This is a genomic window from Kushneria sp. EE4, from assembly GCF_977968315.1.
Map to the genome: position 1 here is coordinate 1,007,608 of NZ_OZ386212.1, position 25,265 is coordinate 1,032,872.

Annotated in this window: 26 protein-coding genes and 2 tRNA genes; 21 read left to right on the forward strand and 7 right to left on the reverse strand. The window is 60.2% G+C overall.

Annotated features, from left to right (window positions below; translation table 11 throughout):
* Nucleotides 1–29 precede the first annotated feature (29 nt).
* The 4 genes from ACXMYO_RS04575 (at nt 30) to ACXMYO_RS04590 (ending at nt 3,923) form a co-directional block, all read left to right on the forward strand.
* On the forward strand, nt 30–968 hold the full coding sequence (locus ACXMYO_RS04575; RefSeq protein WP_457807956.1) for an NAD(P)-dependent oxidoreductase: 939 nt from the start codon (nt 30–32) through the stop codon (nt 966–968).
* Between the two features lie 101 nt (nt 969–1,069).
* A complete protein-coding gene (locus tag ACXMYO_RS04580) occupies nt 1,070–1,612 on the forward strand; it encodes a TRAP transporter small permease (protein ID WP_457807957.1) in 543 nt (180 codons plus the stop codon).
* Nucleotides 1,609–2,889 carry a TRAP transporter large permease subunit gene (locus ACXMYO_RS04585; RefSeq protein ID WP_457807958.1) on the forward strand — a complete coding sequence of 427 codons (1,281 nt, stop codon included), beginning with the start codon at nt 1,609–1,611 and terminating at the stop codon, nt 2,887–2,889. Before ACXMYO_RS04580 ends, ACXMYO_RS04585 begins: the two co-directional genes overlap by 4 nt.
* A gap of 23 nt (nt 2,890–2,912) precedes the next feature.
* The gene (locus ACXMYO_RS04590) at nt 2,913–3,923 is read left to right on the forward strand and encodes a DctP family TRAP transporter solute-binding subunit (RefSeq protein WP_457807959.1); all 1,011 of its coding nucleotides are present in this window, start codon (nt 2,913–2,915) and stop codon (nt 3,921–3,923) included.
* A 59-nt stretch (nt 3,924–3,982) separates the two neighbouring features.
* Here the strand turns inward: ACXMYO_RS04590 and ACXMYO_RS04595 are convergent, their stop codons facing one another.
* A complete protein-coding gene (locus ACXMYO_RS04595; RefSeq protein ID WP_457807960.1) occupies nt 3,983–4,402 on the reverse strand; it encodes a secondary thiamine-phosphate synthase enzyme YjbQ in 420 nt (139 codons plus the stop codon).
* A 159-nt stretch (nt 4,403–4,561) separates the two neighbouring features.
* Here ACXMYO_RS04595 and ACXMYO_RS04600 point away from each other — a divergent pair, with 159 nt between their 5' ends.
* The 4 genes from ACXMYO_RS04600 (at nt 4,562) to ACXMYO_RS04615 (ending at nt 9,563) form a co-directional block, all read left to right on the forward strand.
* Complete coding sequence (locus ACXMYO_RS04600) at nt 4,562–5,938, forward strand: hypothetical protein (RefSeq protein ID WP_438767168.1); 1,377 nt, start codon at nt 4,562–4,564, stop codon at nt 5,936–5,938.
* Nucleotides 5,939–6,112: 174 nt separating this feature from the next.
* The gene (attM, locus tag ACXMYO_RS04605; RefSeq protein ID WP_457807961.1) at nt 6,113–6,898 is read left to right on the forward strand and encodes an AttM family quorum-quenching N-acyl homoserine lactonase; all 786 of its coding nucleotides are present in this window, start codon (nt 6,113–6,115) and stop codon (nt 6,896–6,898) included.
* A 48-nt stretch (nt 6,899–6,946) separates the two neighbouring features.
* Nucleotides 6,947–8,071 (forward strand): zinc-dependent alcohol dehydrogenase family protein, encoded by a 1,125-nt coding sequence (locus ACXMYO_RS04610; protein ID WP_457807962.1) that lies wholly within the window; start codon nt 6,947–6,949, stop codon nt 8,069–8,071.
* Nucleotides 8,072–8,183: 112 nt separating this feature from the next.
* Entirely contained in the window at nt 8,184–9,563 is a 1,380-nt protein-coding gene (locus tag ACXMYO_RS04615; protein ID WP_457807963.1) for a class II fumarate hydratase, read from the forward strand.
* A gap of 100 nt (nt 9,564–9,663) precedes the next feature.
* On the opposite strand, the gene glpD is transcribed toward ACXMYO_RS04615, so the two are convergent.
* Entirely contained in the window at nt 9,664–11,232 is a 1,569-nt protein-coding gene (gene glpD / locus ACXMYO_RS04620; RefSeq protein ID WP_457807964.1) for a glycerol-3-phosphate dehydrogenase, read from the reverse strand.
* 168 nt (nt 11,233–11,400) lie between these two features.
* Nucleotides 11,401–12,165, reverse strand: a complete 765-nt coding sequence (locus ACXMYO_RS04625; protein ID WP_438767173.1) for a DeoR/GlpR family transcriptional regulator — start codon at nt 12,163–12,165, stop codon at nt 11,401–11,403.
* Nucleotides 12,166–12,518: 353 nt separating this feature from the next.
* Here ACXMYO_RS04625 and ACXMYO_RS04630 point away from each other — a divergent pair, with 353 nt between their 5' ends.
* From ACXMYO_RS04630 to ACXMYO_RS04645, 4 genes are all read left to right on the forward strand, one after another.
* Nucleotides 12,519–13,247 carry an aquaporin gene (locus ACXMYO_RS04630; protein WP_438767174.1) on the forward strand — a complete coding sequence of 243 codons (729 nt, stop codon included), beginning with the start codon at nt 12,519–12,521 and terminating at the stop codon, nt 13,245–13,247.
* 52 nt (nt 13,248–13,299) lie between these two features.
* On the forward strand, nt 13,300–14,808 hold the full coding sequence (glpK, locus tag ACXMYO_RS04635; RefSeq protein ID WP_438767175.1) for a glycerol kinase GlpK: 1,509 nt from the start codon (nt 13,300–13,302) through the stop codon (nt 14,806–14,808).
* A 233-nt stretch (nt 14,809–15,041) separates the two neighbouring features.
* Nucleotides 15,042–15,118 (forward strand) — tRNA-Val (locus tag ACXMYO_RS04640).
* A 46-nt stretch (nt 15,119–15,164) separates the two neighbouring features.
* Nucleotides 15,165–15,241 (forward strand) — tRNA-Val (locus ACXMYO_RS04645).
* Nucleotides 15,242–15,295: 54 nt separating this feature from the next.
* Here the strand turns inward: ACXMYO_RS04645 and ACXMYO_RS04650 are convergent.
* From ACXMYO_RS04650 to ACXMYO_RS04665, 4 genes are all read right to left on the reverse strand, one after another.
* Nucleotides 15,296–15,778, reverse strand: coding sequence for a GAF domain-containing protein (locus tag ACXMYO_RS04650; RefSeq protein ID WP_457807965.1), 483 nt, complete (start codon nt 15,776–15,778; stop codon nt 15,296–15,298).
* A 67-nt stretch (nt 15,779–15,845) separates the two neighbouring features.
* Nucleotides 15,846–16,664 carry a MetQ/NlpA family ABC transporter substrate-binding protein gene (locus ACXMYO_RS04655; protein ID WP_457807966.1) on the reverse strand — a complete coding sequence of 273 codons (819 nt, stop codon included), beginning with the start codon at nt 16,662–16,664 and terminating at the stop codon, nt 15,846–15,848.
* A 125-nt stretch (nt 16,665–16,789) separates the two neighbouring features.
* A complete protein-coding gene (locus ACXMYO_RS04660) occupies nt 16,790–17,443 on the reverse strand; it encodes a methionine ABC transporter permease (protein WP_457807967.1) in 654 nt (217 codons plus the stop codon).
* On the reverse strand, nt 17,424–18,467 hold the full coding sequence (locus ACXMYO_RS04665) for a methionine ABC transporter ATP-binding protein (protein WP_457807968.1): 1,044 nt from the start codon (nt 18,465–18,467) through the stop codon (nt 17,424–17,426). The genes ACXMYO_RS04660 and ACXMYO_RS04665 overlap by 20 nt, the downstream gene beginning before the upstream one ends.
* Nucleotides 18,468–18,707: 240 nt before the next feature.
* Here ACXMYO_RS04665 and ACXMYO_RS04670 point away from each other — a divergent pair, with 240 nt between their 5' ends.
* From ACXMYO_RS04670 to moaC, 9 genes are all read left to right on the forward strand, one after another.
* Nucleotides 18,708–19,316, forward strand: coding sequence for a riboflavin synthase subunit alpha (locus ACXMYO_RS04670; RefSeq protein ID WP_457807969.1), 609 nt, complete (start codon nt 18,708–18,710; stop codon nt 19,314–19,316).
* Between the two features lie 126 nt (nt 19,317–19,442).
* Complete coding sequence (locus ACXMYO_RS04675; protein ID WP_115853305.1) at nt 19,443–19,994, forward strand: adenine phosphoribosyltransferase; 552 nt, start codon at nt 19,443–19,445, stop codon at nt 19,992–19,994.
* Between the two features lie 40 nt (nt 19,995–20,034).
* Nucleotides 20,035–20,523, forward strand: coding sequence for a xanthine phosphoribosyltransferase (gpt, locus tag ACXMYO_RS04680; RefSeq protein WP_457807970.1), 489 nt, complete (start codon nt 20,035–20,037; stop codon nt 20,521–20,523).
* A 2-nt stretch (nt 20,524–20,525) separates the two neighbouring features.
* Nucleotides 20,526–21,227 carry a uracil-DNA glycosylase gene (gene ung / locus ACXMYO_RS04685; protein WP_457807971.1) on the forward strand — a complete coding sequence of 234 codons (702 nt, stop codon included), beginning with the start codon at nt 20,526–20,528 and terminating at the stop codon, nt 21,225–21,227.
* Nucleotides 21,228–21,377: 150 nt separating this feature from the next.
* Nucleotides 21,378–22,007: a uracil phosphoribosyltransferase gene (gene upp / locus ACXMYO_RS04690; protein ID WP_115853302.1), complete on the forward strand. Its 630-nt coding sequence runs from the start codon at nt 21,378–21,380 to the stop codon at nt 22,005–22,007.
* An 8-nt stretch (nt 22,008–22,015) separates the two neighbouring features.
* Nucleotides 22,016–22,597, forward strand: a complete 582-nt coding sequence (gene mobA / locus ACXMYO_RS04695) for a molybdenum cofactor guanylyltransferase MobA (RefSeq protein WP_457807972.1) — start codon at nt 22,016–22,018, stop codon at nt 22,595–22,597.
* A 73-nt stretch (nt 22,598–22,670) separates the two neighbouring features.
* The gene (gene mobB, locus ACXMYO_RS04700) at nt 22,671–23,237 is read left to right on the forward strand and encodes a molybdopterin-guanine dinucleotide biosynthesis protein B (protein WP_438767185.1); all 567 of its coding nucleotides are present in this window, start codon (nt 22,671–22,673) and stop codon (nt 23,235–23,237) included.
* A complete protein-coding gene (locus ACXMYO_RS04705) occupies nt 23,230–24,465 on the forward strand; it encodes a molybdopterin molybdotransferase MoeA (RefSeq protein ID WP_457807973.1) in 1,236 nt (411 codons plus the stop codon). Before mobB ends, ACXMYO_RS04705 begins: the two co-directional genes overlap by 8 nt.
* Nucleotides 24,462–25,265: a cyclic pyranopterin monophosphate synthase MoaC gene (gene moaC / locus ACXMYO_RS04710; RefSeq protein WP_438767187.1), complete on the forward strand. Its 804-nt coding sequence runs from the start codon at nt 24,462–24,464 to the stop codon at nt 25,263–25,265. The genes ACXMYO_RS04705 and moaC overlap by 4 nt, the downstream gene beginning before the upstream one ends.

Sequence of the window (25,265 nt, forward strand, 5' to 3'; positions counted from 1 at the left end):
CCACCATAGCCACTTTGAGGGAGACACACATGCAAAAAGCTCAAGCGTCGCCGGGCGGTGCTCTGCGGGTCGGGATGATTGGTCTGGGCAGCATGGGCATGCCGATGGCGCGCAATCTGCTAACGGCCGGTGTCGCCAGCCGGGTCAGTGTCTTCGGCCGATCGCCTGAAAAACTCGCCCCGGCACTGGCGGCCGGCGCCGAGCGCTGTGATACCCCCAGGACGCTGGCAGGCCAAAGCGATGTGATCATCACGGTACTGCCGGACCTGCCCCAGCTCGAGGCGCTGATCGACGGCAATGACGGCCTGCTGGCCGGGCTTGCCGGGCCGCTGCTGCTGGTGATCTGTTCGACATCCTCGCCCGAGGGCGTTCGCGCGCTGGCCGAGCGGCTTGATGAACGAAGCCGGGGGCAGATTCATGTGCTGGACGCGCCGCTGTCCGGCGGTACGGACGGCGCCGAGGCGGGCACGCTTTCGATCATGGTGGGCGGTCTGGATGAGGATCTCGACCGCGCGCGTTTCGCGCTGGAGACGATGGGCACGCCGGTGCTGCTGGGCCCGCTGGGCGCGGGCGAGGTGGCCAAGGCGTGTAATCAGATGGTGGTGGCGGCCACCATGGTGGCGCTGTCGGAGGCCACCACCATCGCCGAGCGCGCCGGTCTGGACGTCGAGAAACTTCTGACCTGTCTGGGCGGCGGCTATGCCGGCGGGCGCTTTCTGGAATCGCGCAAGCAGCGCCTGATCGACAAGGACTATGCGCCCTCCGGCATTGCCCGCTACATGATCAAGGATCTCGGCTTTGCCCATGAGGAAGCCGCGCAGCAGCAGGTGGTGACGCCGCAGCTCTCGACGCTTTTGTCGCTGTATCAGGACCTGGGCGTGCGCGGACTGGGCGAACTGGATCTGACCGTGACGCAGCGCTATATCGCCGAGCTGGATCAAAAGTCCGACCGCGATCGGCACGACTGATCCGTCGGGCACAGGCAGGCACAGACATAAGGGCAGCGGGAACAGGGGGTTACACAGGGAACAACCGAAGCGGCGGCCCAGACGGGTCGTGGAGACCAACAATGACAATATTTCGCGCGGTGTGGCGCAGCATCGAGTGGCTGATCGTGGCGCTGATGACCGCCATGATGGTGCTGGTGTTTTTCAACGTGGTGCTGCGTTACGGCTTCTCCTCGGGCCTACGCTCCGGTATCGAGCTTTCCCGGCTCGGGTTTGTGTGGGTGGTAATGCTGGGGGCCTCGCTGTGTTTAAAGGATGGCGAGCACCTGGCCGTCACGGAGTTTTTTGATCGCCTGCCGGCCATGGTGCGCTCCGTGATCGCGCGTATTTTGTGGATCGTGATTCTGGGCGCCTCGATCATGCTGCTGATGGGCTGCTGGAAGCAGACGCTGGCCAACTGGCACAACATCTCGCCGCTGACCGGGCTGCCCACCGGACTGTTCTATCTGGCCGGGGTGGTTGCCGGCACGCTGATGAGCATTACCTCCACCATTGGACTGTTGCGCCCGGGGCCCGGGCGGGCCCCGGGCGAGCAGGGTGGCGACGGCCATTCAACGGCCGTCGATGAGGCGGCGCACGCCGCCAACGGGGAGCACCGCTCATGACGCTGGCACTGTTTCTGGGCGTACTGATCGGGGCGATTCTGCTGCGCCTGCCGGTGGCGTTTGCGCTGTTGCTGGCGGCCGGTGCGCTGATGCTCAATCTGGGCATGTTCAGCGCCGACATCCTGTCGCAGTCGATGATCAACGGGGTGGACAACTTCGCCCTGCTGGCGATTCCCTTTTTCATGATTGCCGGCGAGGTAATGGCGGTCGGCGGGCTGTCCGATCGCATCGTGAAGCTGGCGATGACGCTGGTCGGGCACTGGCGCGGCGGGCTGGGCTATGTCGCCATTCTGACCTCGATACTGCTGGCAGGGCTTTCGGGCTCGGCGGTGGCGGATGCCGCCGCGCTGGTCAGCATTCTCTATCCGATGATGCGCAAAAGCGGCTATCCGGCGTTTCGCTCGGTGGGGCTATTGGCCGCCGGCGGCATCATCGCGCCGGTCATTCCGCCGTCACTGCCGCTGATCATTCTGGGTGTGGCGGGCAATATCTCGATTGCCAAGCTTTTTATCGGCGGCATCGTGCCGGGGCTTTTGATGGGCGTGGCGCTGATGATCACGTGGCGGTTCATGATGCGCAAATCCGACATCGAGCTGCAGCCGAAGGCGAGCCGGGCCGAGCGGGTGAAGGCGCTGAAGGAGAGCGTCTGGGCGCTGCTGCTGCCGGTGATCATCATCGTCGGCATTCGCATGGGCGTGTTTACGCCGACCGAGGCGGCGGTGGTGGCGGCGGTCTATGCCATTGTGGTGTCGACCGTGATCTATCGCGAAATGAGTCTGGCCAAGCTTGCACAGGTGCTTAAAAGCGCCGGGCGCTCAACGGCACTGGTGATGTTTCTGGTCGGCGCGGCGATGGTGGCCTCCTGGGTCATTACCATCGCGCAGCTGCCGCAACAGCTTGCCGAGCTGCTGGGCCCGCTGGTCGATAACCCGCGCCTTTTGATGGCCGCCATCATGGTGGTGGTGCTGCTGGTGGGCATGGTGATGGATCTGGCGCCGGCGATTTTGATTCTGGTGCCGCTGTTCATGCCGCTGGTGCGCGAGGCGGGCATCGATCCGGTCTATTTCGGCCTGATGTTTGTCATCAATTGCTGTATCGGTCTGATTACTCCGCCGGTGGGTACCGTGCTTAACGTGGTGTGCGGCATCAGCAAGACCACGATGAGTAACGCGGTGCGCGGCGTCTATCCCTTTGTTCTGGTGTATATCGCGCTGCTGGCGCTGTTTGTGCTGATACCCCAGATCATTACCGTGCCGATGCATTGGCTGATCGGCTGATTCCGAAGGCAAGGAGCAACAACATGACAAGATTCCTGTTCGGTATGACTCTCGGTACAACAGCGGCAGCACTGATGTTGGCCATGTCGGTTTCCAGCAGTGTCTGGGCGGCGACCACGCTGCGCTTTGCGCACCCCACACCACAAAGCGATCTGCAGCATGTGTTGGCGGAGAAGTTCAAGGAGGAAGTGGAAAAGGCCAGCGACGGCGATCTCAAGGTGCAGATTTTCCCTAACGGGCAGCTGGGCAACGACGCCCAGATGATCGACGGCGCCCGCTCGGGGATTATCGACATCACGCTGTCGGGGCTGACCAACTTTACCGGGCTGGTGCCGGAAGCCGGGGCCTTTGAGCTGCCGTTCATGTTCACCGACAGCAGCGCGGCCTACCAGGCGCTGGACGGCGCGCCGGGTGAGGAAGTGATGGGCAAGCTGCCGGCGCTGGGGCTCAAGGGGCTGGCCTTTCCGGAAAACGGCTTTCGCGAGATCACCAATAATCGCGGGCCGATTCGGGAACCGGCGGATCTGAAGGGCCTGCGTATGCGGGTCAACAACTCGATCACGCTCAACAACATGTTCGAGCTTCTCGGCGCCAATCCGCAGCAGCTGCCGGTCGCCGAGCTTTACACGGCACTGGAAACCGGCGTGGTGGACGCTCAGGAGCATCCGCTGGGCATCGTGGTGTCGTTTAACTTCAACGAGGTGCAGGACTATCTGTCGATCAGCAATCACGCCTACTCGGCGCTGTTGATGGTCATGAACCAGAAGCGCTTTGACAGCCTCACGCCCGAGCAGCAGCAGATCATCGAGAAGGCGGCAGCGGACGCCACGGCCATGCAGCGCCAGATGAACACCGAGCAGACCGAGCAGATGATCACAACGCTTGAAGAGGAAGGCATGGAGGTCAATCGCGATGTGGACACGGCGGCCTTCCAGGAGGCCATTCAGCCCGTGTGGAAAACCTTCATCGATCAAAACGGTGACGAGATGATCAAGGCGATTCAGGTCGTCTCGGAGGGCGAGAGCCAGTCATGATGCTTTGAGCGCGGGCCGGGGCGATGCCCCGGGCCGTGTGAGCGTGATTCGTTGAAACATTACTCGCCGAACAGCGTGGCCAGAATGCGGCGGCTGCCGCCGTTTTCACGGTGCTCGCCCAGCCAGATGCCCTGCCAGGTGCCGGTGGCCAGCCGGCCGTTGTCGACGGCCAGGGTCAGCTCGGTGCCCATGAGACTCGCCTTGATGTGGGCAGGCATGTCGTCAGGGCCTTCCATGGTGTGGCGAAAGTAGGGCAGATCGCCCGGGACGCGGTCACGAAAGAAGGCTTCCATGTCGTGGCGCACATCGGGGTCGGCGTTTTCATTGAGCGTCAATGAGGCGGAGGTGTGCAGCATCTGCAGGTGCAAAAGCCCCGTGGAGACCTCCTGCATTCGGTCGAGCGAGCTCAGAATGTCGTTGGTGATCAGGTGAAAACCGCGCTTGTAGGGCTTGAGGGTAATCTGCTGGCGGTACCACATGAGAAGGCTCCTTGTTGATGTCGTCTGGGGTCAAGGGTAGGTGAAGGCACCGGCTTGCCGCGAATCGATAATGCAGGCATGTGCCCGGGTGACCAGAGTGGCGTATGAAGATGTGTGCCTCGCTTCTGGTTCTGAAGGATCTTTCAAGGGGAAGGTGCCATGGCTGATGAGCGTCGAGCCGATCACGAGACTGTCTACTGGCCCCTGGGGCCCTTCAAGGTACGCCTGCCGTTCATTCACTATCGCTTTGAGTGGCCCGATTACTGTCAGGGCCTTTTGATGTGCGCCGTCGATCTGGCGGCGATTCCGCTGATGACCGAGCTTCTGGGCATGCCGTTTGAGGTGGCGCTGGCGGTGGTGCTGCTTAACGGCTTTCTCTATCTGACCCATCACCTGCTGGGAGATCCGGTGGTGCCCGGCTGGATCACGCCGGCGATACCGCTTTTGATGGCCTGGTGTCAGACCTTTCCCGAGGGCACCGAGCGCATTCATGCCCTGATCGCCTTTCAGATGACACTCGGGCTTTTCTCGATCGCACTTGGGGTGTCGGGGCTGTCCCATCGCGTGGTGCAGCTGGTGCCCTCGGCACTCAAGGCCGGCGTGATCATCGGGGCCGGCATTGCGGCGGTCATGACGGTGTTCCAGGTCGGCGGTCGTTTTGACAGTTTCCCCTGGACCATTTCGATTGCGATCGGCGCGGCGTTTTATCTGCTGTTTTCCCGCCATTTTACTCGGCTTAAAACCAGCAATGGCTTCTGGGCCACCTTTGGCAAGCTGGGCATCTTTCCGATTATTGCGCTGGCCGTGGTGATCGCGCCGCTGTTTGGTGAAGCGTCCTGGCCGGAGATCGAGTGGGGCATTACGTCACCCGATTTCGTGGGGCTGTGGCGGGACTACACGCTGTTTGGCCTGGGCTGGCCGCCGCTGATGCTGTTTGTGCAGTCCCTGCCGGTGGTGCTGGCCACCTATATCGTGGTGTTTGGCGATGTATTGCAGGGCAAGGCGCTGCTGGATGAAGCCGATGCGGCCCGACCTGATGAGAAGGTCGAGTACGGCCCCGACCGCGCACACATGATCTTTGGCGGGCGCAACGCGCTCATGAGTGTGATCGGCCCGGATGTGGCCATGTGCGGGCCGCTGTGGGCGGCCATGCATGTGGTCATCGTTGAGCGCTTCAAGGAAGGGCGCAAGGCCATGGGCTCCATTTTTGGTGGGGCCGGTTCGTTTCGATGGGGCACCAATACCGGGCTTTTGCTGATGCCGATCGTGAGTCTGGTGCAGCCGATTCTGGGCGTGGCGCTGGCCCTGACGCTTCTGATTCAGGGCTATGTGAGCGTGCGGGTCGGCATCATGGCGGCGCGCAGCCAGCGGGATCTGGGCATTGCGGGCATCATCGCTGCGGTACTGGCGACCCGCGGCGCGGCCTGGGCCTTCGCCGTGGGCGTGGTGCTGTGTCTGCTTATTTACGGTCGCCGTTTTTTCACGGGAGAAAGCGACGGCACGCTGCAGCCGCATGAGGACGAAGGTAAAAAGTGAGACAGGCACCGTGCTGATGATGATACCAGGACCAAAGTCCGGCTGTACGACCGTCGGGCGGTGTGTCGGGATAATGTACGTCATGTCGAAAAGCAGTAAACGCCTGTCGCAATGACGCGAGATGACAAAGCGTGATGGTTCGTGTCTGCCAATGCCCCTGCCAGGAGAGTTGCCATGAATGAGCTGCGCCTTTACATGTTCCAGACCGGAACCCTCCAATGCCGTCGGTGCAACATCAGCATGAATGAAGGTCTGGATGACTACGAGATACCGGTGCCCTGGTATCTGATTACCCACCCGCAGGGGCATGTGGTCATTGATGGCGGCTGCGCCGTGGAGTGTGCCACGGATGCCAAAGGCCACTGGGGCGAGATCACGTCGGTGTATCGTCCGGTCATGCGCGAGGACGAAGGGTGCGTTCAGGCCCTGCAGGCCATGGGGATCGCACCGGAGGAGGTCCGCTATGTACTGCACAGCCATCTGCATCTGGACCATACCGGCGCGACCGGGCGCTTTCCCAATGCCGTGCATGTCGTTCGCCGGCGAGAGTATGAATACGCCATGGCCCCGGACTGGTTTGCTGCCGGCGGCTATATCCGCAAGGACTTTGATCGCGCCGGGCTTGACTGGCACATGCTCGATGACAGCGAGGACGGCTTTGATCTGTTCGGTGACGGTGTGATCCGCTTTATCTTTACGCCCGGCCATGCCCCCGGCCACGCAAGCTTTCTGATTCAACTGGAAGAGACCGGCCCGGTGCTGCTGGCCGTGGATGCGGCCTACACCATGGATCACTGGAATGAAAAGGCGCTGCCGGGCTTTCTGGCCTCAACGGTTGACGCCGTGCGCTCGGTGCAAAAGCTGCATGCACTGGCGCGCAAGACACAGGCCATGGTGGTGACCGGGCATGACCCCAAGGCCTGGCCGACGTTTCGCCATGCCCCCGAGTATTACCGCTGAGGGCAACGTGATATCGCCGTTGTCATGTCCATGATCAGGGAGAGTGCCATGAAAACCCGTGCCGCCGTACTGCGAGAGATGCAAAAGCCCCGCCCTTATGGCGCGTCAAAGCCCTTGTCGATCGAGGAGGTCACGCTCGACCCGCCCGGTCGCGGCGAGGTGCTGGTGCGCATTCGCGCCGCGGGGCTTTGTCATTCCGATCTGTCCACCATCAACGGGGATCGACCGCGGCCGCTGCCCATGGTGCTGGGCCATGAAGCGGCCGGTGAGGTGGTCGAGGTCGGCGAGGGCGTTGATGATCTTGGTGTCGGGGATCATGTGGTGTTTTCCTTTGCGCCCAACTGCGGCACCTGTGCGTTTTGCCTGTCCGGTGAGGCGGCGCTGTGTCAGCCGGGGGCGGCGGCCAATACGGCCGGGCATCTGCTGGGCGGCGGCATGCGCCTGCATCACGGTGAGGAGACGGTCTATCACCACATCGGGGTGTCCGGATTTGCCGAGTACGCCGTGGCCTCGCGCCGCTCTCTGACGCGCATCGACCCGGAACTGCCGTTTCATATCGCAGCGCTGTTTGGCTGTGCGGTGCTGACCGGTGTCGGGGCGGTGGTGCATACCGGGCAGCTAAAGCTGGGACAGTCGGTAATGGTGGTCGGTCTCGGTGGTGTGGGGCTGGCGGCGGTACTGGGGGCGCTGGGCGGCGGGGCGCGTCAGGTGATCGCCGCCGACATTGATGCCGACAAGCTGGAAACGGCCATGGCCATGGGGGCAACCCATGTGATCAACAGCGGCGACGCCGATGCCATCGAGCAGGTGCGTGCCATCAGCGGCGGCGGTGTCAATCTGGCCACCGAGTTCGCCGGCGTGGCATCAGCGCTGGAGTTTGCCTTTGAGTGCACCCGACGCGGCGGGACCACGGTGAGTTCCGGGCTGCCCCATCCCGATGTGCGACTGTCGATCAGCCCGACCCGCATGGTGGCCGAGCAGCGCACGCTCAAGGGCTCCTATCTGGGCGGTCATGTGCCATCGCTGGATGTGCCGGAATACATCGCGCTCTACCAGGCCGGGCGGTTGCCGGTGGACCGGCTTTTGACCCATCGGCTCACCCTTGATGAGATCAACGAGGGGTTCGAGCGGCTGGCCTGTGGACAGGCCATTCGTCAGGTCATTGATTTTTGATCCGGTCAGGTCGTTCAGGCGGGAGGTGACAGGGCGGGTGTAATGCCGGCTGGCCTGCTAATCTGACAAACGCCTTTCGGCACTTCCGTTTACCAATCAGCAGGAGAAGATCATGGGGCAGACCCGTATCGAAAAGGACAGCATGGGCGAGCTGGAAGTGCCGATGGAGGCACTGTATGGCGCGCAGACTCAGCGCGCCATCAACAACTTTCCGGTCAGCGGGCACCCCATGCCGGCGTCGTTCATTGCCGCCGTAGCACGCGTCAAGCGCGCCGCCGCCGAGGTCAACATGGATCTGGGGCTGCTCGATGAAGGCCGCGCGCTGGCCATCGTCAAGGCTGCCGATGCCATTATCCGCGGTGAGCACGCCGATCAGTTTCCGATCGACATCTACCAGACCGGTTCGGGCACCTCGACCAACATGAACGTCAACGAGGTGATCTCGCATCTGGCCTCGCGGGCGGATCTTGAAGTGGGCCCCAACGACCATGTCAACATGGGCCAGAGCAGCAACGACACGATCCCGACGGCACTGCATGTCTCGATTGCCATGGAACTCAACGAGAAGCTGCTGCCAACGCTGCGCTATCTGCAGCAGACCATCGAGGACAAGGCTGCAGCGCTTGACGATGTGGTCAAGACCGGACGGACGCATCTGATGGATGCCATGCCGGTGCGCATGAGCCAGGAACTGGGGGCCTGGGCCAATCAGGTTGAGCAGTCCATCGAGCGCCTTGAAAGCGGTCTGACGCGCCTGCTGCGCCTGGCACAGGGTGGTACGGCCGTGGGTAGCGGCATCAATGCCCATCCGGAGTTTGCCGAGCGCTTTGCCAAACGCCTGTCCGAGCAGACCGGACTTGGCTTTACGCCGGCGGACAGCTTCTTTGCCGCGCTGGGGTCTCAGGATGCCACCGTGGAAATGTCCGGCCATCTCAAGGCGTATGCCTGCGCGCTGATGAAAATCAGCAACGATCTGCGCTGGATGAACTCGGGGCCGCTGGCCGGGCTGGGTGAAATCGAACTGGAAGCCCTGCAGCCGGGCAGCTCGATCATGCCGGGCAAGGTCAATCCGGTCATCCCGGAGGCGGCCGCCCAGGTCGCCGCTCAGGTCATCGGCAACGACGCCGCGGTGACCGTGGGCGGTCAGTCGGGCAACTTTCAGCTTAACGTCATGCTGCCGCTGATGGCGCATAACGTGCTGAGCTCGATATCGCTTTTGAACAACGTCTCCGTGCTGATGGCAGACAAGGCGATCAAGAGCTTTAACGTTCGCGTTGATAACATCGAGTCGCCGCTGGCGCGCAATCCGGTACTGGTCACCGCGCTCAATCCGGTGATCGGCTACAACGAGGCAGCACGGGTGGCCAAAAAGGCCTATCAGGAGGGCCGCCCGATCATCGACGTGGCCGAGGAAGAAACCGAGCTTTCCCGCGAGGAGCTCGAGCGCTATCTCGATCCAGCCAGATTGACCCGCGGCGGCATTCAGGAGTAAATCACCTACGACAGCGCGCGCTGCACGGTCATCAACACCGTACAGGATAAAAAAAGGGCCCCATTCGGGGCCCTTTTTCGTGTGCTGCTGGCTGCGAGAATCAGTGCGCCAGCGCGTGGTCCGGCGAGGGGGTGCCGACCGGCTCGTTCAGGTCATCCGGCGTGCTGCCCATGCGCTGCTCGACGTATTGCTGAAGTCGTTCGCGCTGCGCCTTGTCCAGACGCATGTCCATCTTGGTACGGCGCCATAGGATGTCGTCGACCTGGGTGGCCCACTCATGATCGATCAGATAGTCCACCTCGGCGCGGGTCAAACCGGCGCCGAAGTCCTCGCCCAGTTTGGCCTCATCGGTAACGCCGCTCAAAAACGTCTCGCACAGCGTGCCATAGCTGGAGGCAAACCGGTTCGCACGCCGCTCGCCGAGAAACGGGTACTGATTGAGCAGCTTGCGGGTATAGCCCTCGCGCGAATCGATATTGCCGCCCGGCAGGGGGCGCTTGTCGGTCCACGGCTTGCCCATGCTGGGGAACCAGGGCTCGATCTTTTCCATGGCGGATTCCGACAGCCGGCGGAAGGTGGTGATCTTGCCACCAAACACCGACAGCATCGGCGCGCCGGTATCATCCAGCGCCAGCGTATAGTCACGCGTCATGGCCGACGGATCGTCGGATTCATCATCACACAGCGGGCGCACACCCGAGTAGCTGGTGACCACATCATCACGGGTCAGCTGCTCCTTGAAGTGCGCGTTGACGACATTGAGGATGTAGTCGGTCTCTTCGTCGCTGATGGTGATATGCGTCGGGTCACCTTCGTAGTTCTGATCGGTTGTACCGATCAGGCTGTAGTCGTTTTGCCAGGGCAGGACAAAGACGATGCGCTTGTCCTCGTTTTGCAGGATGAAGGCGCGATCATCACTGTTGATACGGCGAGTGATGATATGGCTGCCCTTGATCATGTGGATGCCGTAGCGCGACTGGCGCTGGGTGCTGCCCTTGATAAACGACTCGACCCAGGGACCGGCGGCATTGACCAGCGCCTTCGCTCGACGAACCAACTGCTCGCCGGTGCGGGTGTTTTCCAGCGTGATCTCCCAGACACCGTCCTTTTCAACGGCGTTGACACAGCGCGTGCGCACCAGGATTTCACCGCCCTGTTCCTGTGCCTGCAGCGCGTTGAGCACGACCAGACGCGCGTCGTCGACCCAGCAATCGGAGTATTCAAAGCCTTTTTTGATATCGGGCTTGAGCGCGCTGTTGTTGTCAAATTTCAGCGATTTCGAGCCGGGCAGCGTATCGCGCGGGCTGAGATGGTCATATAAAAACAGACCGGCACGCAGCATCCAGGCAGGGCGCAGGTGCTGGCGATGCGGCAGGATAAAGCGCAGCGGCCAGATAATATGCGGTGCCTTGTTGAGCAGTACTTCACGCTCGTGAAGCGCCTCGCGGACCAGACGGAATTCCTTGTGCTCGAGATAGCGCAGGCCGCCGTGGATCAGCTTGCTGGAAGCCGAGGAGGTGGCACTGGCAAGGTCGGCCTGTTCACAGAGTCCGATACTGAGACCGCGGCCGGCCGCATCGTTGGCAATACCGGTGCCGTTGATGCCGCCACCGATGATGAAAAGGTCCAGAACCGGGGTGTCCTTTGCGGAAGTCTTGTCAGAAGTCATGCGCCTGCCTTGCGCGTCTGCGCCGGATAGGAAGTGGGGGATGCGGTAACGTTACCACCAAAAATGTTCGAATGTGAACATAATCCATGTTCAAAAGAACATCAAGCGATCGGTGATTGTCTGGTGCAATCGGCATGATCAGCTTTTCCCACGGCCTGGCGCCTCGCTTCAGGGGCAGATGTTGAGCGCGATGCTGTGTTCACTGAGCAGACGACATATCCCGGCGGGTGGCTCCTGATCGGTAAACAGGGCATGAATCTGATTGAGATGCCCCAGTCGCACCACGGCGTTGCGGGCAAACTTGGAGTGATCGGCGGCCAGATAGACCTGACGCGAATTGCCGATGATCGCCTGCGCCACTCTGACCTCCTGGTAATCAAAGTCGAGCAGGGCGCCGTCCTCGTCGATGCTGCTGATGCCGATAATGCCGAAGTCGACCTTGAACTGATTGATGAAGTCCACGGTCGCCTCGCCGATGATACCGCCGTCGCGCGAACGCACGGTGCCGCCGGCCACGATAACGTTGAAGTCCTCACGATGTTGAAGCGAGGCGGCGACGTTGAGGTTGTTGGTGATGACCTCGAGCCCACGATGATTGAGCAGCGCCTCGGCGATCAGTTCGGTACTGGTGCCAATGTTGATGAAAAGCGAACTCTGATCCGGGATCTGTTCGGCAAGTGCCCGGGCAATACGCGCCTTGGCATCGTGATTGATGAGCTTGCGGGCACTGTAGGCGGTATTGACCGTGCTGGACTCCAGCAGCCCGGCACCGCCATGAACCCGGCGTATCAGCTGCTCGTCGGCCAGCACCTTGAGATCGCGTCGAATGGTTTGTGGCGTGACGTTGAAATGATGCGCCAGCTGCTCGATGGTCGCATAGCCCTGACGCTTGACCATGTCAGCGATGGTGTCGTGGCGTTCCTGCTGGGTCATGTTCTGTCCTGTCGAAGACTTTACTGAGGCGAATCGGGAAGGCCAGGGTATCCCTGTGTCACCCGTTGAGCAATGGTTATATCCGCGTGTTGTTGTCTGTCGCGGATTGTGTTCGACAGACAACAAAAATTGTTGCTTTTCTACCGCGACTAGGGCCTTTCCGCCCCTTGAAACAGGCTTGTAATACTAAGGTTTAAAGCCGTTTAATTTGTTTATTATCAAAGGCTTGAATTGTTTTTTACAAAAAGTCGGAAACGGCACATCGTTTTTTGAGCCGGTTTCTATAGGATGCTCGGAAAGCAACACAGACGCGCCTTGAATGTATAAAAATCAACGTTCTTCCGGGGTAAAAGATGGGTATCATCGAAACCATTCTGGTTCATGAAATTGCCGGCACGGCCTTTTTGACGCTGCTGGGCTGTGGCGTGGTCGCCAATGTGCTTTTGAAGAAGACCAATGGTCACGGCAGTGACGGCATCGTCATCTTCTTTGGCTGGGGCCTGGCGGTGTTTTGTGCCGTTTATGTGGCCTTTGACACCGGTGCACATATCAATCCGGCGGTGACCATTGGTTTACTCATTGGTCCGGCAAAGGAGTACGCCGAAGGTATTCCAATCACCTTCGCCACGACAGTTGCCTATCTGGTGGCCGAGTTTATCGGCGCCTTTATCGGCGCGGTTGTGTGCTATCTGGCCTACAAAAAGCAGTATGACGAGATGGATGATGCCGGCGCCATTCTTGCCACATTTTCGACAGGGCCTGCCATCAAGTCCTACGGCTGGAACATGGTGACCGAGATCATCGGGACATTTGTTCTGATCTTTGTGATCATCATGTTTGGAAACACGCCCAGCGGCCTTGGGCCTCTCGCGGTCGCGCTGCTGGTGGTATCGATCGGTGCGTCACTGGGCGGGCCTACCGGATACGCCATTAACCCGGCACGCGATCTTGGCCCTCGCATTGCACACGCTGTGCTGCCCATTAAAAACAAGGGCAGCAACAACTGGGGTTATGCTCTGGTGCCGGTGATCGGCCCGATCATTGGCAGCACGCTGGCCGCCCTGGCTGCCCACATCTATTAAGTCATCATCGGTTTCATACCTCCGCTCGTATTCAATCGAGGAGTCAATACGCATGAGCAAGCAGAAAAAGTACATTCTCGCGATCGACCAGGGAACGACCAGTTCACGATCGATGTTGTTTGATCATGAAGGCCGTGTCGCGGGTATCGCGCAGCGCGAATTTGAACAGATATTTCCGCGCCCGGGCTGGGTCGAGCACAACCCGCGCGAAATCATGACCAGCGTATTGACCACACTGGCCGAGGTCATCAACAACTCGGAAGTCGATGTTCGCGAAATCGCCTCGATCGGTATCACCAATCAGCGTGAAACGACGGTCATCTGGGACAAGAACACCGGGCATGCGGTTTATAACGCAATCGTTTGGCAGTCGCGTCACTCCGCTGAAATCTGCGATGAGCTGCGTGACGCCGGTCATGCCGACATGATCCGCGACAAGACCGGCCTGGTGATCGATGCCTATTTCTCGGCGACCAAGCTGAAGTGGATATTTGATAACGTCGAGGGCGTCAGGGAAAAGGCCGAGAAGGGCGATCTGCTGTTTGGCACCATCGACAGCTGGCTGGTGTGGAATCTGACCGGCGGGGAAGTTCACGTCACTGACGTCAGCAACGCTTCGCGCACGATGCTTTTCAACATTCGAGAGCGCAAGTGGGACCCCGAGCTGCTGGAGCTGTTCGGCGTGCCGGAAAGCATGCTGCCCGAGGTGAAATCCAACAGCGAAGTGTACGGCCATGTGCTGCCGAAGTACCTGTTCGGCCACGAAGTGCCGATCGCCGGCATGGCGGGCGATCAGAATGCGGCGCTGTTCGGTCAGGCCTGCTTCAAGCCCGGCATGGCAAAGAACACTTACGGCACCGGCTGCTTTACGCTGATGAATACCGGTACCGAGGCAACCCCTTCCAAAAACGGGCTGCTCACCACCGTGGCCTGGGAAGTCGAGGGCACGATGGAGTACGCGCTGGAAGGCAGCGTGTTCGTGGCCGGCTCGGTCATTCAGTGGCTGCGTGACGGGCTGCGCATGCTGGGCAGGGCCTCCGACTCGGAAGCCTATGCCGAGCGGGCCGGGAGCAACGATGGCGTCTATATGGTGCCTGCCTTTACCGGTCTTGGTGCGCCCTACTGGAACTCCAATGTGCGCGGCGCCATGTTCGGCCTGACGCGCGGGACCACCAAGGAGCACTTCATTCGCGCTGCGGTAGAGTCTCTGGCCTATCAAAGCGCTGACGTTCTGCATGCGATGCAAAGCGATGCCAATATCGCACTGGCCGAACTGCGCACCGACGGCGGCGCTATCTCCAACAACTTCCTTGCCCAGTTCCAGGCCGATATTCTCGGCGTTGATGTGCTGCGCTGTGAAGTCAACGAGACGACCGCGCTCGGGGCGGCCTATCTTGCCGGCCTGGCCGTTGGCTTCTGGGAGTCGCGTGAGCAGATCGCCGAATACTGGGCGCTGGAGCGCAAGTTCGAGCCGACCATGAACGACAAGCAGCGTGATGAGCTCTATGACGGCTGGAAGCAGGCGGTCGAGGCCACCATGGGGTTCCGGGTGGAGTCATAACGACGGCCATGTTGTAAGGTGATCTTCGGGTCTGCCGGCGTGACGTCGGCAGGCCCGATTCGTTTCGAGGGGGCGGCTTTTGCTTGTTCCGGCATTGGCCGAGCCTTTCAGGGAAGGTAATAAAACCCTGCAACGGCATGTTTTATAACAATACAGGGGTCAAACGGTTGCGCTCGAACAAAAAATAAGTACAATAGCGCAGCGTTGAAACGGCACTTGCATGCCCTTGAAGCAGGACCGTAGCTCAGTTGGTTAGAGCGCCACGTTGACATCGTGGAGGTCAGCGGTTCAAATCCGCTCGGTCCTACCATTGCTCAGGATGCCAGAGCAGACCGTTTCAACGAATATCGATTTGCAGGACCGTAGCTCAGTTGGTTAGAGCGCCACGTTGACATCGTGGAGGTCAGCGGTTCAAATCCGCTCGGTCCTACCAGAACATCAAAAAACCCCGCTTCTGCGGGGTTTTTTATTGCCTGTCTTTTATCGTCTATTGTCCGTCGGGCAGATCGGTCTGCTCGATCAGCACCTGACACAGCGCTTCGATGCCTTCCTGATCTTCAACGGTAAAGCGCCCGGGCAGAGGACTGTCCAGATCCAGCACGCCCCAGAGTCGATCATTTTTGATCAGCGGTATGACAAGCTCCGAGCGGGACGCTGCGTCGCAGGCAATATGGCCGGGAAAGGCGTGCACGTCTTCGACGCGCTGGGTCTGGCGCGTGCGCGCTGCGGTACCGCAAACCCCTTCATCGAATCCAATGGGATTGCACGCCGGCTGCCCCTGAAAGGGGCCAAGACGCAGAACGTACGCCTCACGCTGCAGGTAAAAGCCTGCCCAGTTCAGATCGGGAATCTGCTGAAAGATAAAGGCGGCCATCTGTGAGGTATTGGTCACCCAGTCACGCGTGTCGAGCAGTGCCGTGAGCTGGCGCCTGAGCATGGCGTAATCGGTGGCGGGTCGTGTATCGGTCATGAGTTGTCTCGCTGCATCAATAAAAAAGGGGCCGGCACGGGCCGGCCCCTGTCAGCAACATGGGTGCTTACTGGTTGTTTTCCCAGCCTGCAATGGCACCGCCCTGGAAGAGTTCCTCGGCCCGGTCGATGACCTGCTGGCTCTGGAAGGCTTCCACGAGGTGCTGAACCTTCTCGCTGTTCTGATCGCCCTGACGCACCACGATAAGGTTGACGTAGGGCGAGTCGCCGTCCTCGACGATCAGCGCCTGATCAACACTCATGTCGGCGGCCACCGAATAGGTGCTGTTGATAAAGGCCATGTCGACATCCGGCAGGGCACGCGTGAGCTGGGCGGCATCAAGCTCGCGCAGCTGATAGTTGTGCGGATTGTCGGTAATGTCATCCGGTGTGGCGGTCGGGCTCTGCGGATCACGCAGGGTGATCAGGTTTTCACGCGCCAGCAGCAGCAGGGCGCGGGCCTCGTTGGACGGGTCGTTGGGGACGGCAATGGTGGCGCCTTCCGGCAGCTCATCGATGCTTTCATACTTGTCGGAATAGGCGCCGATCGGATAGACGAACGTCCTGCCGGCGGCGGCGAAGTCAAAGCCGCGGTCTTCCATCATGCTGTCCAGATAGGGCTGGTGCTGATAGGCATTGGCATCGATGCTGCCATCGTCAAGCGCGGCATTGGGGGAGACGTAGTCGTTGAACTCGGTGATCTCGACGTTGAGTCCGTACTGGTCCTGAGCCACTTCTGCGGCGGTCTCCATCAGCGCCGTTTCAGGGCCTGCCATGGTGCCGACGCGAATGGTGTTGTCGTCGTCGCTCTGGCTGCCGCAGCCGGTCAGCAGGACGCCTGCACTCAGTGCCAGTGCCGTGCCCAGAATCTTCGGTAAGGTTTTCATGTGCCATATCCTTGCAATGGGTTCAACAGGAAGTGCTGTCGAAAGGGTTGAACGGGCCGCTGTCAGCGCCCCCGGGTGTCGTTGTTGTTGTTTTGAAGTCGCTGTTTCTGACGTGTTGCCGCCATCTAACGATGGCGGCTGCGATGCACGAAAAAGTCGCCCAGCATCTGCACGCCCTGCACCATCACCACCATGATCAGTACCGTCACCAGCATGACCATGGGGTTATAACGGGAGTAGCCGTAGTTGTAGGCCACGGCGCCCAGACCGCCGGCCCCGATGGCGCCGGCCATGGCACTGTAGCCGATCAGTGCAATGATGGTGATGGTGGCGGCCGTGATCAGTCCGCCCCGCGCTTCGGGCAGCAGCACGCGAGTGATGATCTGCCACGGCGTGGCCCCCATCGACTCTGCCGCCTCGATCAGACCATGAGGCACTTCATTGAGCGCGCCTTCGACCAGACGTGCCACAAAGGGAATGGCGGCAATGCTCAAGGGGACCAGTGCTGCGGTGGTGCCGATATAGGAACCCACCAGCCAGCGGGTAAAGGGCGCCAGCGCCAGCATCAAAATGATAAAGGGCACCGAGCGGCCGACGTTGACGATCAGACTGATGACGCGGTTGAGTACCGGCATGGCCATGATGCGGTTTTCACGGGTGACGTAGAGCGCCACGCCCATGATGATGCCCAGCGCAATGCCAATCAGGCCGCTACAGATGACCAGATAGAAGGTGTCGAAAACGGCATCGAGAATACGATCAATCATGGCGCTGGACATGGCCGAGTACCTCCGTTTGAACATCAAGCGTGTGTAGGTGGTCCATGGCGGCGTCGAAGGTGGCGCCGGCCCCCTCAAGCTCCACGATCATCAGACCGAGCGTGCGTCCCTGAATGTTTTCAACGCGTGCCTGCAAAATCCGCAGTCGAATGCCGAAGTCCTGCTCAAGGCGGGTCATCAGTTCGCTGGATAGCGCCTGACCGCGGAAGGTGAGGCACACAACGGGCAGGCTGTCGCCTTCGGCGGGTGCTGTCATGCGTTGCAGCAGGGTGCTGGACGGCGCCAGTTGCAAAAAGTCGTTGAGAAAGAGCCGGCCTTCCTCGGTGGCGGGGCGGGTGAAGAAATCGCCGACGGGGGCGGTTTCTACCAGCTCTCCGCCGCTGATCAAGGCCACCTGATCGCAGATGGTTCTGACCACTTCCATTTCATGGGTGATCAGCAAAATGGTCAGCCCCAGACGCTGATTGATGTCTCTCAACAGCGTCAGAATGGAGCTGGTGGTCTGCGGGTCCAGCGCCGAGGTGGCCTCGTCACACAGCAGTGCCTGTGGATTGCTGGCCAGTGCCCGGGCGATGGCCACACGCTGTTTCTGACCGCCGGAAAGGGCGGCAGGATAGGCATTGGCGCGCTCATTGAGGCCGGTCAGTTCCAGCAACTCATCGATACGCTGATCGATGTCTCGGCGCGGCGTGCCGATCAGCTCGAGCGGCAGGGCAATATTGCCTCGTACGCTGCGCGACTCGAGCAGATTGAAGTGCTGAAAGATCATGCCGATGCCGTGACGGGCGTTTCGCAGCTCGGTCCGACTCATGGCCGTCAATTCCTGGCCGGCCACAAATACCCGGCCCCGGGTGGGGCGCTCCAGCAGGTTGACGCACCGGATCAGAGTGCTCTTGCCGGCACCGGAGACGCCGATGACACCGGTGATACTGCCGGCGGCCACGTCCAGGTTGACGTCCTTGAGCGCTGTCACGGCCTGGGCGCCCTGACCATACACTCGGGTCACATTTTCAAGTCGAATCATCGGATTGGAATGTCTTAAATACAGTTGGGTCGTGTACCACCGGGCGCGTACCTGACGTGGTGAGTGTGATCGTCGTGAAAAGTGCGCTGGGCACAAGGCGCGCCAGTATACTTGATCCGGCGCGCTTTCGCGTCATAAGCACCCGATAGGGCGGCTATATGGCAAAACCCTGGCGGCGTCGGATGACAGCGCGCCCGGAACAGGCGACCATGGTCATTTTCATCTGTCAGTGAGGCCATCATGTTTACCGGTATCGTACAGGGCATGGCCCGGGTCGTTGCCATCGAGCGCCTGGAGGGGCTCCATCGCCACGTGATCGACATGCCTGAATCTCTTCTCGAAGGGCTGTCTCCGGGCGCCTCGGTGGCCCACAACGGTTGTTGCCTGAGCGTGACGAGCATTGAAGGCTCACACATCGGGTTTGATCTCATGCGCGAAACCCTGGCCCTGACCAATCTGGGCGCACTCGAGGTCGGAAGTTACGTCAACGTGGAACGCGCCGCGCGACTGGGCGATGAGATCGGCGGGCACGCCATGTCAGGGCATGTCATGTGCATGGCCTCGCTGGTGTCGCGCGAGGATGCCCCCAACAACTGCCGTCTCTGGTTCGAGCTGCCACCGCAGTGGACGCGATTTTTGTTCGACAAGGGCTACATCGGGGTGGATGGTATCAGCCTGACCATCGGTGAGGTGCAGGACAACCGCTTTTGCGTCAACCTGATTCCCGATACGCTGGCTCGTACCGTGATCGGCACTCGAGACATCAATGATCGGGTCAATATCGAAATTGATCCCCAGACCCAGACCATTGTCGAGACCGTCGAGCGCGTTCTGGCGGCAAGAAGATGAAATTGCGTGCCGATGTGGCCTGTGCGGGTCGCTTGCACGCTCGCCATTGGGTAAAATGTTCAGCGTTTATATAAAGCGACCGGCATCGACCGGTCGTTTTGCATATGGGTCGACGAGAGATTGAACGTGGCGACAAGTATTTACGGCGACTATATCAAGTCGGTGATTCGTACCGTGAAGGATTGGCCGGAACCCGGTGTCAACTTTCGCGACATTACGCCGGTACTGCAAAACAGTGCCGCCTTTCGCAAACTGATCGACAGCTTTGTCCATCGATATCAGGAGCTTGATATCGACGCGATTGCGGCCATCGATGCGCGCGGTTTCATCATCGGGGCGCCGCTGGCCTACGAGCTCGGCTGCAGCTTTGTGCCGGTGCGGAAAAAGGGCAAGCTCCCCTTTAGAACCATCAGCGAGACCTACAGCCTCGAGTATGGCGAGTCCACCGTGGAGCTGCATTCGGATGCGTTTCAAAAGGGCGACAGGATCCTTCTGGTGGACGACCTGATCGCCACGGGCGGTACCATGCTGGCGGCGGCTCGACTGATCGAGCGCAGCGGCGGCATCATCGTTGAAACGGCCGCCATTATCGATCTGCCCGAGCTGGGCGGCGGTGACATGATTCGTGCCGAAGGCTACAGCGTCTTTGCGGCCTGCACCTTTACCGAAGACGAATAGGCGGGGCAGACGTGTCTTCCCTGACGCACAGGATATTTCAATGAGTACCGAGCGCTATCATAACCAGTTCACGATCTCCTGGGATCGTCTTCACCGTGACGTGCGCATGCTGTGTCATCAGCTTGTCGGACGTGACTTCAAGGGTATTGTGGCCGTAACGCGCGGTGGTCTGATACCGGCCGCTCTGATCGCGCGCGAGCTCGATATCCGTTTGATCGATACGGTCTGCATCAAAAGCTATGAGCACATGGAGCAAAGCAGTATCAATGTGCTCAAGGGCATCGACCACGATGGGGATGGCTGGCTTTTGGTGGATGATCTGGTCGATACCGGCAAGACGGCCGGCGCGGTGCGCGAGATGTTACCGCGTGCGCATTTCGTGACCATCTATGCCAAGCCGGAAGGACGCCCGATGGTGGATCAGTATCTCACCGAAGTGGCGCAGGACACCTGGATCCAGTTTCCGTGGGATATGGGTGTCTCCTTTGTCGAGCCGCTGGTGGATCAGTTTCGCACCCGCAAGGAGTAATCATGGCCCTGCCGCTGCCCGAGAGCTGGCAACGCTACCTTGGTGATGAGGTGGACGCCCCCTATATGCAGGCGCTGAAAGCCTTTTTGCGTCACGAAAAGGATCAGCGCAAGGTGATCTATCCGGCCTCCGAGCACTGGTTTCGCGCCTTTGAACTGACGCCGCTGGACAATGTAAAAGTCGTCATTCTGGGGCAGGACCCCTATCACGGCCCTGGTCAGGCGCATGGTCTGTGCTTTTCGGTGCGTCCGGAAGTGGCCATCCCCCCATCCCTTGTCAATATCTACAAGGAACTCCAGAGCGATGACGTGGCCTTTGAGCCGGTCAACCACGGCTTTCTGGAAAGCTGGGCGGATCAGGGGGTATTGCTGCTCAACAGCGTTTTGACCGTCGAGCGCGGCCAGGCCGCCGCTCACCGCGGGCAGGGCTGGGAGAGCTTTACCGACCGGGCCATCGAGGTCATCAACGAACACTGTCCGCATGTCGTGTTTCTGCTCTGGGGGAGCTATGCCCAGAAAAAGGCTTCCTTTGTGGATCGAACGAAACATCTGGTGCTTCATGCACCGCACCCGTCACCGCTGGCAGCCCATCGCGGCTTTTTCGGGTCTCATCACTTCTCGAAAGCCAATGCCTTTCTGACGCAAAAGGGTGAGACGCCCATCGACTGGCGTCTGCCCCCGCTTGAGCAGTTGCCCAGCGTTTAAACGCCGTTTTGGCAATGTGTCAATATGCCCTCTATTGTCGGCGGATGGATACTTAACCGCATCCATCCGCCGGAGTAGAATAGAGGGTACTTGCGCTGCCCAGTCCGTAAAAGGGGCAGCGATATTCTTCTATCAGGCCGTATATCCATCATGAATGTTCATACCATCGATCACCCTCTCGTTAAACACAAGCTCGGGCTGCTGCGAGGGGCGGGGATCAGTACCAAGCATTTTCGCGAGCTTGCCAACGAACTGGCGACCCTTTTGACCTACGAGGCCACCAAAGGGCTCGAGCTGGGGGATGAAACCATTGAGGGCTGGAGCGGCAAGCCGTTAAAGGTTCAGCAGATCCGGGGCAAAAAGGTCACGGTCGTGCCGATCCTGCGCGCCGGTCTGGGCATGCTTGATGGTGTGACAACCCTTTTGCCGAGCGCCCGTATCAGCGTGGTCGGGCTTTATCGCAACGAGGAAACCTTTGAGCCGGTGCCTTACTTTGAAAAGTTTGTGCAGGATCTGGACGAGCGCCTGGCGATTGTTATCGATCCAATGCTTGCCACCGGGGGCTCGATGGCCGCAACGCTTGATATGCTCAAGGCCAAGGGCTGTCGCCAGATCAAGGTCATCGTGCTGGTAGCAACGCCTGAAGGCATCGCGCGCGTGTCCCGCTCGCATCCCGAAATCGAGCTTTATACGGCGGCAGTCGATGAAGGCCTCGACAGCCATGGCTATATTGTTCCCGGGCTTGGCGATGCCGGCGACAAGATCTTCGGCACACGCTGAAAACGCGCATGGATTACCGAGCATGCATTACCGGTGTGGTGCTGGCCGGCGGGCAGGGACGGCGCATGGGGGGCGTTGACAAGGGGCTGGTCGAGCTGTCGGGCCGGCCGCTGATATGTCATGTGCTGGCAACCATTACCCCTTGGGTGGCACAGGTTGTGATCAATGCCAACCGTCATCACGAAGCCTATGCGGCTCTGGGTCATCCGGTGATTCCCGACATCATTGCCGGCAGCGCCGGGCCGCTGGCGGGATTTCACGCCGGCCTCAGGGCGGCATCAACGCCGCTGGTATTAATGGTGCCCTGTGATACGCCGGCGCTGCCTGACACGCTGGTAGAGAGGCTTCAGGCGACGCTTGCCGATCATGATGTCGATATCGCCTACGCCAGCGATGCCGAGCGTGCCCATCCTGCCGTTGTCCTGTTAAAGCGCGATCTGGTCGACGATCTGGAGCAGTGGCTGACTGAAGGGGGGCGCAAGATCGATCAGTGGTATGCGCGCCATCGGCATGCGGCCTGTCATTTTGATGATGCCCGGGCCTTTATCAACATCAATACACTCAACGACAGGGACGCCTTTGGCCGATGACCACGTCACGGGCCATGGTGGGCCGGGCCTGACAGCCGGCAGGTAACCGTGTCGCTCTATCCTGGCAGGTACCATGACGCAGCTGATCCTTTCCGACATTGATACACCGCTTCTGGGCATTGCCGCCTGGAGCGGGACGGGCAAGACAACGCTGCTGGAGGCCCTGCTGCCGGCTCTGCGTGCACGCGGTCTCAAGGTGGCCGTCATCAAGCATGCCCATCATGATTTTGACGTTGATGTGCCCGGCAAGGACAGCCATCGCCTGCGAATGGCGGGGGCAACGCCCATGCTGGTTGCTTCCGGCAAGCGTTTTGCATTGATGATGGAAACGCCCGGGCAGGAAGAGCCCTGCTTGCCGACCCTGCTTGATCAGGTATTGAAACTGTCGCCGGATCTCGTCCTGATCGAGGGATTCAAGCAGTGGCCGCTGCCCAAGCTTGAGCTTTATCGTGAAGTTGTGGGCAAATCGCTGCGTGCCTTTGAAGACCCCTGGGTGCGTGCAGTGGCTACCACCGATGAGGTGGCGCTGCCAGCGGATGTTGAGCGTCTCGACCTTGATGATCATGACGTGCTGCTTGAGTGGCTGGTGGCCTGGCCCTCGCGCTGGCACGACATGGCGCAGGGGCCGCGATATGGGTGATTGCTTCGGAAGCAGTGAAGCGCTTGTTCAGGTCAGTGATATGCTGGCCCGTATCAGGGCGGCAGCGCCGGCCCCGGTGGGCGTAGAGCGTGTGACGCTGGGACAGGCCGTTGACCGGATTCTTGCCGAGCCGGTCGTGGCCACTTTGCCGTTGCCCCGCTATACCGCCTCTGCCATGGACGGTATTGCCTTCGCCCATCAGGGCCATCAACGCTTTAAACTGGCCGGCGAGGCGCTGGCCGGCCACCCTTTCGAGGCATGGGTTGCACCGGGGGAGGCGGTATCCATTACAACCGGCGCCCCCCTGCCGGCCGGGTGTGACACGGTGGTCATGGCCGAGGATATTGCCGTCAGTGGCGAATGGGTCGAACTGTCACGACCCGAGGCCGTCAAGCCGGGGCAGAACGTTCGCCATGCCGGTGAAGAAATCACCGTCGGTGATCACGTACTGGCCGCCGGCACGCTTTTGGGGCCCGCTCAGCTGGGCATGGCAGCCTCTCTCGGTCATGAGCATCTTGATGTGCACTGTCGCCCCAGGGTGGCTATTTTTTCCAGTGGCGACGAGCTTCGGCGTGCCGGCACCGATATCGACACGACCGCCTCTCTTTTTGATGCCAATGCCTCAAGTCTTGCTGCCTGTCTGAAGCGCTGGGGGGCCGATGTTGTCATGACCGACATCTTGCCCGACAGCCTTGAAAAGAGCATAAGCCACCTTTCAAGCGCCAGCCGGCAGGCCGATCTGATCATTACCTCCGGGGGGGTGTCGGCAGGGCAGGCTGATCTGATCCGCTTTGCCATCCAGCAGCTCGGACAGGTGAGCTCCTGGCGTGTCGCCATGCGGCCCGGTAAACCGATGGCGTTCGGCCATATCGAACATGTGCCGTTTTTCGGGCTGCCGGGCAATCCCGTGGCCGCGCTGGTTACACTCATGCAGTTTGTGCAGCCTCTTTTTCGACAGCTGAGCGGCCAGGTTCACTGGGAGGCGATCAAATGGCACGCCATCAGTGAACAGCCTCTGAAGGGGCGAGGTGGTCGCCTGGATCTTCTACGAGGCCGCTATCATGTCGATGCTCAGGGGGGGATTCGCGTCAATCCCTTGAAGGAGCAGGGATCGCACCGGTTGAGCTCGCTTTATGACGCCAACTGTCTGATAGAGCTGCCTGACGATATGGCGGGCTGTAATGCCGGCACCCCCGTCACCATACAACCGCTTGGAGAATTGATATGACATTGACCCACCTGAATGAGCGGGGTGAGGCCAGCATGGTCGACGTATCGGACAAGCAGAGCAGCCATCGTGAAGCCGTGGCCACCGGACGCATCATCATGCAGCCCGAGACGCTGAAACTTCTGGCTGACGGCGATATGCCCAAGGGCGATGTGCTGGCCACGGCGCGAATTGCCGGCATTCAGGCGGCCAAGCGCACGCATGAGCTGATTCCGCTGTGTCATGCACTGATGCTTTCAAAGGTGTCGGTCGATTTTGAGCTCGATACGTCTGCGCATTGCGTGCGGGTCAGTGCCTTTTGTCGCCTGGAGGGGCGCACGGGCGTGGAAATGGAAGCGCTGACGGCAGTGTCCGTGGCCTGTCTGACGCTTTACGACATGTGCAAGGCGGTAGACCGTGGCATGGAAATCATGGATGTGCGCCTTGAGCATAAAAGCGGTGGGCAATCGGGGGTCTGGGAAAGAAAAGCGTCTGCAGAAACGTCGCTTCACGGCGCCGTGACGGCCGGTACCGACGTTACCGAAGTCAGTGATGAGCCGGTTGAAAGACCCATTGAGATACGCTTTTTTGCCGAGCTCAGGGAGCGCCTGGGTATCGAAAAATTGAGTGTTTTACCAGGGCATCTATCGTCTCCTACACTGAAGGCACTGAAGGAGTGGATAAAATCGCAGGTCGAGTCGCCTCAGGCACTGGATCAGCCTCGTCTTCTGTGTGCGGTCAACCACGACATGGTGCAGGGAGACGTCACCATAAATCCCGGCGATGAGGTCGCCTTTTTCCCACCCGTTACCGGAGGCTGA